Consider the following 8,529-nt stretch of genomic DNA (forward strand, 5'->3'; position numbering starts at 1 on the left):
GGTACCCGTGTGACCTGAACAACCACCCTCAGGCTCCCTTAGGCGGGGAGCCTGAGCCGGAATGACGATTACTCGTCTTCCAGTTCGATGTTGATGCCGAGCGAGCGGATTTCTTTCAACAGTACGTTGAAGGATTCCGGCATGCCTGGCTCCATCCGGTGGTCGCCATCCACGATGTTTTTGTACATCTTGGTACGGCCGTTAACGTCATCCGACTTAACGGTGAGCATTTCCTGCAGGGTATAAGCCGCGCCGTATGCTTCCAGTGCCCACACTTCCATCTCACCGAAGCGTTGACCACCGAACTGCGCTTTACCACCCAGAGGTTGCTGAGTAACCAAGCTGTAAGAACCGGTTGAACGGGCGTGCATTTTATCGTCAACCAAGTGGTTCAGTTTCAGCATGTACATATAGCCAACAGTAACCTGGCGCTCGAATTGCTCACCGGTACGGCCATCGAACAGCGTGATCTGACCGGAGGTCGGGATACCACCCATTTCCAGCAGCTTCTTGATTTCAGTCTCTTTCGCACCGTCAAACACCGGCGTTGCGATCGGCATACCTTTTTTCAGGTTCTCTGCCAGACGCAGCACTTCGTCGTCGCTGAAGGTGTTCAGGTCAACTTTCTGGCAAACGTCATCGCCCAGATCGTAGGCCTTCTGGATGAACTCACGCAGCTTGGCCACTTCCTGCTGCTGCTTCAGCATCTGGTTGATCTTCTCACCGATGCCTTTCGCAGCCATACCCAGGTGGGTTTCCAGGATCTGACCGATGTTCATACGTGATGGTACGCCCAGCGGGTTCAGTACGATGTCTACCGGCGTGCCGTTTTCATCGTAAGGCATATCTTCGATCGGGTTGATCTTGGAGATAACACCCTTGTTACCGTGGCGGCCCGCCATCTTGTCACCCGGTTGGATCTGACGTTTAACGGCCAGATAAACCTTGACGATTTTCAGCACGCCCGGCGCCAGATCGTCGCCCTGAGTGATCTTACGACGCTTGGCTTCCAGCTTCTTCTCGAAGTCGGATTTCAGTTCGTCGTACTGCTCAGCCAGCTGCTCCAGCTGGTTTTGCTTCTCTTCGTCGGTCAGGCCCAGTTCCAGCCAGCGATCGCGCGGCAGCTTGCTCAGCTTGTCGGCTTCGATGCCACCGGCAACCAGCACCGCGTGGATACGTGCAAACAGGCCGGCTTCCAGGATCTGCAGTTCTTCAGTCAGGTCTTTCTTCGCCTGCTTCAGCTGCATCTCTTCGATTTCCAACGCGCGCTTGTCTTTTTCCACGCCATCGCGGGTGAAGACCTGCACGTCGATAACCGTACCGGAAACGCCGTTCGGTACACGCAGAGAAGAGTCTTTAACGTCAGATGCTTTCTCACCGAAGATCGCACGCAGCAGTTTCTCTTCCGGCGTCAGCTGGGTTTCGCCTTTAGGCGTTACCTTACCGACCAGAATGTCGCCGCCGGTCACTTCAGCACCGATATACACGATACCGGATTCATCCAGTTTGGAGAGCGCAGCTTCACCCACGTTAGGGATGTCGGCGGTGATCTCTTCAGGCCCCAGCTTGGTGTCGCGAGACACGCACGCCAGTTCCTGGATGTGGATGGTGGTGAAGCGATCTTCCTGCACCACGCGCTCGGAGACCAAGATGGAGTCTTCGAAGTTGTAGCCGTTCCAAGGCATGAACGCTACGCGCATGTTCTGGCCCAGTGCCAGTTCGCCCAGGTCTGTCGATGGGCCATCCGCCAGCACGTCGCCGCGCTCGATTGGCTCACCCAGATTCACACACGGCATCTGGTTGATGCAGGTGTTCTGGTTAGAACGGGTGTACTTGGTCAGGTTGTAAATATCGATACCTGCTTCGCCCGGGTACATCTCGTCTTCGTTAACTTTGATAACGATACGGGAAGCATCCACGTACTGGATCACACCGCCGCGTTTGGCAACGGCGGTTACGCCGGAGTCAACCGCTACAGCGCGTTCCATACCGGTACCGACCAGCGGCTTGTCAGCGCGCAGGGTTGGTACGGCCTGACGTTGCATGTTCGCACCCATCAATGCACGGTTGGCGTCATCGTGTTCCAGGAATGGAATCAGTGAAGCACCAACGGAAACAACCTGTTGGGTGGATACGTCCATGTAGTCAACCTGGTCGCGGCTGAACAGGCTTGATTCGCCTTTGCTGCGGCAGGTGACCAGGTCTTCTACGAAGCGGCCTTCTTCATCCAGGTTGGAGTTCGCCTGGGCGATAACGAAGTTGCCTTCTTCAATAGCAGACAGGTAGTTGATTTCATCGGTCACCACGCCGTCGCGCACGCGGCGGTACGGGGTTTCCAGGAAGCCATACTCGTTAGTCTGTGCGTACACGGACAGGGAGTTGATCAGACCGATGTTTGGACCTTCCGGCGTTTCGATTGGGCACACGCGGCCGTAGTGGGTCGGGTGTACGTCTCGAACTTCAAAGCCGGCGCGCTCACGGGTCAGACCGCCCGGGCCCAGTGCGGAGATACGACGCTTGTGCGTGATCTCGGACAGCGGGTTGTTCTGGTCCATGAACTGGGACAGCTGGCTGGAGCCGAAGAACTCTTTCACCGCCGCCGAAATCGGTTTGGCGTTGATCATGTCCTGAGGCATCAGGGTATCCAGATCGCCCAGAGACAGACGCTCTTTCACCGCACGCTCAACACGCACCAGACCTACGCGGAACTGGTTCTCGGCCATTTCGCCGACGGAGCGGATACGACGGTTGCCCAAGTGGTCGATATCGTCCACTTCGCCCTTGCCGTTACGGATATCGATGAGCTTCTTCATCACTTCGATGATGTCGTCTTTGCTCAGGATGCCCGAACCTTCGATCTCGTCGCGCAGCAGAGAACGGTTGAACTTCATACGGCCAACCGCGGACAGATCGTAGCGGTCTTCGGAGAAGAACAGGTTCTCGAACAGGCTTTCGGCAGCTTCGCGCGTTGGCGGCTCACCAGGACGCATCATGCGGTAGATTTCTACCAGCGAGCTCAGACGATCGTTGGTCGGATCGACACGCAGCGTTTCAGAGATGTACGCGCCGTGATCCAGATCGTTGGTGAACAGCGTTTCGATGCGCTTGTGGCCAGACTGGCTCAGCTTGGCCAGCAGATCCAGCGACAGCTCCATGTTGGCTGCGCAGATCAGCTCACCGGTATTGGTATCGATATAGTCTTTCGCGACCACTTTGCCCGCGATGTACTCTACCGGCACTTCAATGCTCTGAATGTCGTCTTTTTCCAGCTGACGGATATGACGAGCGGTGATGCGACGGCCTTTCTCTACGTAGATCTTGCCGTTGGCTTCGATATCGAACGAAGCGGTCTCACCACGCAGGCGCTCAGGCACCAGCTCCATCTGCAGCTTGTTGTCGCGGATTTCGAAGACGATCTTGTCAAAGAACAGGTCGAGGATCTGTTCAGTGGTATAGTTCAGCGCGCGCAGAATGATGGTCGCAGGCAGTTTGCGGCGACGGTCAATACGCACGAACAGGTTGTCTTTCGGATCGAACTCGAAGTCCAACCATGAACCGCGGTAAGGGATGATACGTGCGTTGTACAGCACTTTACCCGAGGAGTGGGTTTTACCCTTATCGCTGTCGAAGAATACGCCAGGACTACGGTGCAACTGAGATACGATAACCCTCTCAGTACCGTTGATCACAAAGGTGCCGTTTTCGGTCATGAGCGGAATTTCGCCCATGTAGACTTCTTGTTCCTTGATGTCTTTGACCGTACCTTCAGGCGCTTCGCGCTCATAGATAACCAGGCGCAGTTTTACGCGCAGCGGTGCAGAGAACGTCACACCACGGATCTGGCACTCTTTGACGTCGAAGACCGGCTCACCAAGACGGTAGCTAACGTATTGCAGCTCCGAATTGCCACTGTAGCTCTGGATAGGGAAAACAGAACGGAATGCGGCTTCAAGGCCGTACTGCCCTTCTGGATCTTGCTCGATAAACTTCTGGAACGAGTCAAGCTGGATAGAAAGGAGATATGGTATGTCCAGCACTTGTGGACGTTTACCAAAATCCTTACGAATACGTTTTTTCTCGGTATAGGAGTAAACCATAGGGTTCCTCAGCTCGCTGATCAGTGACCCAATCTGTCCGTCCGATTAGGGACAGTTCATGCAACACCGTTTTGTCGACCGGAAAGCGGGAACACTTTCCGCAATGTCTCTTGCTATCACGCTTAAACCATTTCATCGCGCCTTCCCCCAGAACTCCTGGTAGTGCAAAGACCGCGGTATATTAAGTCGTCAATAGAAACAAACATTGGGAGGCGAAACCAGCAGCCAAACAGTGTGAAACGCTACTGGCGCCCTACAGCGCAAAAAGGCTGGTGACTAAAAAGTCACCAGCCATCAGCCTAAAAGACTAGGCTGCAACCGGAAAGGTTGGCTTATTTAACTTCAACTTCTGCGCCAGCTTCTTCCAGAGATTTTTTCAGAGCTTCTGCGTCATCTTTGCTCACGCCTTCTTTCAGAGCGGCTGGAGCAGATTCAACCAGGTCTTTAGCTTCTTTCAGACCCAGGCCGGTAGCGCCACGTACTGCTTTGATAACAGCAACTTTGTTAGCGCCTGCAGCTTTCAGGATAACGTCGAATTCAGTTTTCTCTTCAGCAGCTTCAGCTGGGCCAGCAGCTACAGCTACAGCAGCAGCAGCAGAAACGCCGAATTTTTCTTCCATAGCGGAAACCAGTTCAACAACGTCCATTACGGACATAGCGGCAACTGCTTCCAGGATTTGGTCTTTAGTGATAGACATAACAATTGTTCCTAAAATTCAGAAATAGTTTAAATACGTTAGCAAAGGCTAAGAAAGAGTGGCTTACGCCGCTTCTTTCTGATCGCGTACTGCAGCCAGAGTGCGAACCAGTTTGCCGGCAGCGGCTTCTTTCATGGTTGCCATCAGGCGTGCGATCGCTTCTTCGTAAGTTGGCAGCGTCGCCAGGCGGTCGATTTGCGCCGCTGGGATCAGCTCACCTTCAAAGGCCGCAGCTTTAACCTCGAATTTTGCATTCGCTTTCGCGAACTCTTTGAACAGACGAGCAGCAGCGCCCGGGTGTTCGTGAGAGAATGCAATCAAGGTTGGACCGACAAACGTGTCTTTCAGGCATTCGAATGGAGTGCCTTCAACTACGCGACGCATCAGGGTGTTGCGAACAACACGCATGTAAACGCCAGCTTCACGACCTGCTTTACGCAGTTCAGTCATTTTATCTACGGTAACGCCGCGGGAATCCGCAACAACCGCAGACAGCGCGCCTTTGGCTACTTCGCTGACTTCAGCAACAATCGCTTGTTTGTCTTGAAGATTTAATGCCATTAGCTTTTTGCTCCTGGATTAGCCGGGGAAAATCCCCCGGAACTCACTTCACTCGGCGCTTTGTAAAACGCCACGCCGAGCGGCTTAACACGGTGAGCAGAATCCAGCAAAGACATTCTTTTATAAAAAAGAAAAATTTTCTTAGGCTCTGTCACCGTCTACGCAGGAAGGATTAAGTATCTCGCGATACACCTGCGGTCTTGGACGGAGGCCTGGATAGGCCAGGCTCCAACCGAAAAATCTTTGTTTTGCCTACGGCATAGCCAATAGCAAAACCTTGGGGCATAAGATTCTAGACAAATCTCGGCCCCAAGTCAAAGCGATAATCGCAAGTGCGATTAGTTCGCTGCGGCAGACAGACCGCTCTGATCGATAGCAACGCCAGCACCCATGGTGGTGGAGAGGCTAACTTTCTTGATGTACATACCTTTCGCCTGAGAAGGTTTTGCTTTTTTCAGCGCAACCAGCAGGGCTTCCAGGTTTTCTTTCAGTTTGTCTGCGTCGAAATCAACCTTACCGATGGTGGTATGGATGATGCCGTTTTTGTCGTTACGGTAGCGAACCTGACCTGCTTTAGCGTTTTTCACAGCTTCAGCAACGTTCGGAGTAACGGTACCCACTTTCGGGTTTGGCATCAGGCCACGTGGACCCAGGATCTGGCCCAGTTGACCAACAACGCGCATTGCATCCGGGGAAGCAATAACAACGTCGAAGTTCATTTCGCCTTTCTTGATCTGCTCAGCCAGATCGTCCATACCTACCAGCTCTGCGCCTGCAGCTTTCGCAGCTTCAGCGTTAGCGCCTTGGGTAAATACGGCAACGCGAACGGAACGACCGGTGCCGTGTGGCAGAACGGTAGCGCCACGAACGTTTTGGTCAGATTTACGAGCGTCGATGCCGAGGTTAACGGCAACGTCAACGCTTTCTACGAATTTAGCGGTGGCCAGCTCTTTCAGCAGAGCAACAGCTTCAGTGATGTCATACTGTTTAGTAGCATCAACTTTGTCACGGATCACGCGCATGCGCTTGGTCAGCTTAGCCATCTCTTAATCCTCCACTACCAGGCCCATGGAACGAGCGGTACCTTCGATGGAGCGAGTCATCGCTTCAACGTCAGAACCAGTCATGTCCGCAGCTTTGGTTTCTGCGATTTCACGTACCTGAGCACGGGTCACTTTACCTACTTTGTCTTTGTTCGGCTTACCGGAACCAGACTTGATACCAGCCGCTTTTTTCAGCAGAACTGCTGCCGGCGGGGTTTTGGTAACGAAAGTGAAGGAGCGATCAGAATAAACGGTGATAACAACCGGAATCGGCAGACCTTTTTCAATGCTGTCAGTCTTAGCATTGAACGCCTTACAGAATTCCATGATGTTAACGCCCTGCTGACCCAGAGCTGGACCCACTGGTGGGCTCGGGTTAGCCATACCAGCTGCAACTTGCAGCTTAACGTAGGCTTGTACTTTCTTAGCCATTTAAATTTCCTCGGTTTGGGTAGTATCGCCTCGTGAGAGGCTCCCCGTGTTTAACCTCGCCGGACAAACATCAGGCAAGGCATCTAAAAACAAAAGGCGCGAAATTGTAGTTCAATTTCGCGCCTTTGACAAGCGGCAACAGGCCGCTTACTGCTGATTATTCGATCAGCCTTTTTCAACCTGGCTGAAGTCCAGTTCCACCGGCGTTGCACGGCCGAAGATGGAAACGGAAACTTTCAGACGGCTCTTCTCGTAATCGACTTCTTCGACCACGCCGTTGAAATCGGCAAACGGGCCGTCGTTGACGCGCACCAGCTCGCCCGGCTCGAACAGCGTTTTCGGACGCGGCTTGTCACCGACCTGCTGCAGGCGGTTCATGATCGCATCAACTTCTTTATCGCTGATCGGCGCTGGACGGTCAGACGTACCGCCGATGAACCCCATGACGCGCGGTACGCTGCGCACCAGGTGCCAGCTGGCGTCATTCATCACCATCTGCACCAGCACATAGCCAGGGAAGAACTTACGCTCGCTCTTGCGACGCTGGCCGCCACGGATTTCAACCACTTCTTCCGTAGGCACCATCACTTCGCCGAACAGCTCTTCCATATCGTGCAGTTTGATGTGTTCACGCAGCGATTGCGCTACGCGACCTTCAAAACCGGAAAACGCCTGAACGACGTACCAACGTTTTTTTGGAGCTTCAGACATTTTAGAACCTCAGGCCAGTAATAAACGACACCAGACGGACCAGAATACCATCCAGTCCCCACAGAATCAGTGACATCACGGCGGTTACCGCGGCAACGATCAACGTGGTGTGTAGCGTTTCCTGACGAGTTGGCCAAATCACTTTACGTACTTCGGTACGCGCTTCACGGGCAAACGCAACGGTGGCTTTGCCTTTGGTGGTCATCAGAGCCACTGCACCTGCAACGGCGATGATCAGCACAACTGCCAGCGCGCGCAATGGCAGGCTTAAATCACGGTAGTAATAGTTACCGACAATAGCCACAACCAACAGAACGGCGACGATCAGCCACTTTGCCGCTTCCAGGCCGCGTCCGCTCCCTTGAGCCTCGGTATTCGCACTCATAAACCAACCTGTCACAATGATGATTCATAACAAACAACTTTGCCTCGCATTGCGAGGCAAACCAAACCGATCGGATAGCGCATTAGCGATATCCCGGTGTTTTACGCCATGACGTATTTCAGTCAATACGGTTTAAGAGCCCATCTCACCAATGATTATGACTGCAAAATCGCTGATGAGATAGGTTCTAGTTCACAGCGTAGAAAAAGGGCATCAAATGATGCCCTTTTACCGCGTGTCGCGTCAAACTTTATCAGCGATTAAGCGATAACTTTAGCAACAACACCAGCGCCTACAGTACGGCCGCCTTCACGGATTGCGAAACGCAGACCGTCGTCCATCGCGATTGGGTGAATCAGGGTAACTTTCATGTTCACGTTGTCGCCTGGCATTACCATCTCTACGCCTTCTGGCAGTTCGATGGTACCGGTCACGTCAGTAGTACGGAAGTAGAACTGTGGACGGTAGCCTTTGAAGAATGGAGTGTGACGACCACCTTCATCTTTGCTCAGGATGTACACTTCAGATTCGAACTGGGTGTGCGGCTTGATGGAGCCTGGCTTAGCCAGTACCTGACCACGTTCGATTTCTTCACGTTTGAT

7 protein-coding genes and 1 pseudogene are annotated in these 8,529 nt (G+C 53.2%); all 8 read right to left on the bottom strand.

Annotated features, from left to right (window positions below; translation table 11 throughout):
• Window positions 1-68: 68 nt before the first annotated feature.
• Complete coding sequence (gene rpoB, locus ACJ8PN_RS25060) at window positions 69-4,097, bottom strand: DNA-directed RNA polymerase subunit beta (protein ID WP_004929900.1); 4,029 nt, start codon at window positions 4,095-4,097, stop codon at window positions 69-71.
• A 332-nt stretch (window positions 4,098-4,429) separates the two neighbouring features.
• Window positions 4,430-4,795 (bottom strand): 50S ribosomal protein L7/L12, encoded by a 366-nt coding sequence (gene rplL, locus ACJ8PN_RS25065; protein ID WP_004929903.1) that lies wholly within the window; start codon window positions 4,793-4,795, stop codon window positions 4,430-4,432.
• A 63-nt stretch (window positions 4,796-4,858) separates the two neighbouring features.
• Window positions 4,859-5,356 carry a 50S ribosomal protein L10 gene (rplJ, locus tag ACJ8PN_RS25070; protein ID WP_004929905.1) on the bottom strand — a complete coding sequence of 166 codons (498 nt, stop codon included), beginning with the start codon at window positions 5,354-5,356 and terminating at the stop codon, window positions 4,859-4,861.
• 338 nt (window positions 5,357-5,694) lie between these two features.
• Window positions 5,695-6,399: a 50S ribosomal protein L1 gene (rplA, locus tag ACJ8PN_RS25075; RefSeq protein ID WP_004929908.1), complete on the bottom strand. Its 705-nt coding sequence runs from the start codon at window positions 6,397-6,399 to the stop codon at window positions 5,695-5,697.
• Between the two features lie 3 nt (window positions 6,400-6,402).
• Window positions 6,403-6,831, bottom strand: coding sequence for a 50S ribosomal protein L11 (rplK, locus tag ACJ8PN_RS25080; RefSeq protein ID WP_004929911.1), 429 nt, complete (start codon window positions 6,829-6,831; stop codon window positions 6,403-6,405).
• Window positions 6,832-6,996: 165 nt separating this feature from the next.
• On the bottom strand, window positions 6,997-7,542 hold the full coding sequence (nusG, locus tag ACJ8PN_RS25085; protein ID WP_004929914.1) for a transcription termination/antitermination protein NusG: 546 nt from the start codon (window positions 7,540-7,542) through the stop codon (window positions 6,997-6,999).
• Between the two features lies 1 nt (window position 7,543).
• Window positions 7,544-7,927 carry a preprotein translocase subunit SecE gene (gene secE, locus ACJ8PN_RS25090; protein ID WP_004929916.1) on the bottom strand — a complete coding sequence of 128 codons (384 nt, stop codon included), beginning with the start codon at window positions 7,925-7,927 and terminating at the stop codon, window positions 7,544-7,546.
• A gap of 260 nt (window positions 7,928-8,187) precedes the next feature.
• Window positions 8,188-8,529, bottom strand: a pseudogene (locus ACJ8PN_RS25095) (EF-Tu/IF-2/RF-3 family GTPase); the annotation flags it as partial.

The organism is Serratia sp. CY76391 (assembly GCF_052166695.1).
GTDB classification, from domain to species: domain Bacteria; phylum Pseudomonadota; class Gammaproteobacteria; order Enterobacterales; family Enterobacteriaceae; genus Serratia; species Serratia nematodiphila.

Excerpts from the sequence above, each read along its gene's own strand:
- rpoB (WP_004929900.1), bottom strand. The coding sequence starts at position 4,097 with ATGGTTTACTCCTATACCGAGAAAAAACGTATTCGTAAGGATTTTGGT.
- rplL (WP_004929903.1), bottom strand. The coding sequence starts at position 4,795 with ATGTCTATCACTAAAGACCAAATCCTGGAAGCAGTTGCCGCTATGTCC.
- rplJ (WP_004929905.1), bottom strand. The coding sequence starts at position 5,356 with ATGGCATTAAATCTTCAAGACAAACAAGCGATTGTTGCTGAAGTCAGC.
- rplA (WP_004929908.1), bottom strand. The coding sequence starts at position 6,399 with ATGGCTAAGCTGACCAAGCGCATGCGCGTGATCCGTGACAAAGTTGAT.
- rplK (WP_004929911.1), bottom strand. The coding sequence starts at position 6,831 with ATGGCTAAGAAAGTACAAGCCTACGTTAAGCTGCAAGTTGCAGCTGGT.
- nusG (WP_004929914.1), bottom strand. The coding sequence starts at position 7,542 with ATGTCTGAAGCTCCAAAAAAACGTTGGTACGTCGTTCAGGCGTTTTCC.
- secE (WP_004929916.1), bottom strand. The coding sequence starts at position 7,927 with ATGAGTGCGAATACCGAGGCTCAAGGGAGCGGACGCGGCCTGGAAGCG.